Origin of the sequence: Variovorax glucosi (assembly GCF_051216695.1) — a bacterium.
In the GTDB taxonomy this organism is placed as follows: Bacteria; Pseudomonadota; Gammaproteobacteria; order Burkholderiales; family Burkholderiaceae_C; genus Variovorax.
Map to the genome: position 1 here is coordinate 1 of NZ_JBPJZE010000349.1, position 1,072 is coordinate 1,072.

The 1,072-nt window shown below is 67.7% G+C and carries 1 protein-coding gene; it reads right to left on the bottom strand.

Going from position 1 to position 1,072, the window contains the following annotated elements; translation table 11 throughout:
* Positions 1-328: 328 nt before the first annotated feature.
* Positions 329-1,072: alpha/beta hydrolase family protein (locus ACSFA3_RS25565; RefSeq protein ID WP_435508122.1), on the bottom strand; the 744-nt coding region annotated here is incomplete at its 5' end.

Here is a 1,072-nt window from a genome sequence, read left to right on the forward strand (position 1 = left end):
CGCTGTGGAGAGCCGACGGCGCCCGAGGTGTTCACGTCTGCATTGACCCCCACGCCTACCCCGACGCTCTGCACCTGGGCTGCGCCGCCGGTGGCCAGGATGCCTGCGAGCACGGCGCCGAGGAGGATGCGATTGTGTTGTTGTTGCTTCATGGGTGACTGTTCCTTTCGTAGCATGGTCACGATTTCAAGAACCGACCGAGGTTCGGCTGGTTCGGGTGCAACCATGGCCGGGCCGCCGTCTGTCGCCATGTGCGCGACAGTCGCCCACGCGTGTGGGAATCGGCTGTCGGCGGGATCGGGGGCTCATGCGTTGGCCCCAGCCAGCATCATGGCAGCAGATGCAGGCTGAAGAAAGCCGCTGTCTTGCGGTTCACTTCCGGCAGCACGCCGGCGCGGTCGAAACCCGGTGGGTCGTTCAGCATGTCGCCGATCAGCCCCGTGAGGCCCGGCGGCAGTGGCGACAGCAGCGAACCGTGTCCGGCGGTGGGCAAGTCGGCGATCAGTTCGCAGCGCGGCAGGCAGGCCACCAGCACCCGGTCGCTGTGAAAGCGCGGAATCAGCCAGCGGTCTTGCCGGGCGGTGATCAGCCCCAGCGGCACGCGCGGGTTGGCCAGCGAGGCCATGTCGAAATCGGCCGATGAAGGCACAGCCGCCGCAATGGCAGCGATGCGCGGGTCGGTGTGCTCGCGCGGGGTATCGTCGTCGAAGCGATGGCGAATGACCCATATCGCGGCCCATTTCTTCAGGCCGTCGAAAGGCCCGCCCGTCAGCCGCGTGATCAGGCCGACACAGGACTGGAAGTCGTCCACCAGGTTCGCCTCGCAATGCTGTTTGAACCCGGCCGGCGACCAGCGCCCGCCCGCGAGGCTCAGTGACGTGTGCCCGCCGGCCGACATGCCGTACATGCCGACCTTGTCGAGCTGCAGCAGCGGCGCGAAGCGCGGGTCGCGCGCCACTGCGTCGATGGCGCGCGACACCTCGGCCGGGCGTATCGCCCAGCTGTCGGGGCCGGGGTTACTGTCGTCCTTGTAGTTGTCGGCCTTGTGCTCGGGCATGGCGACGATGAAGCC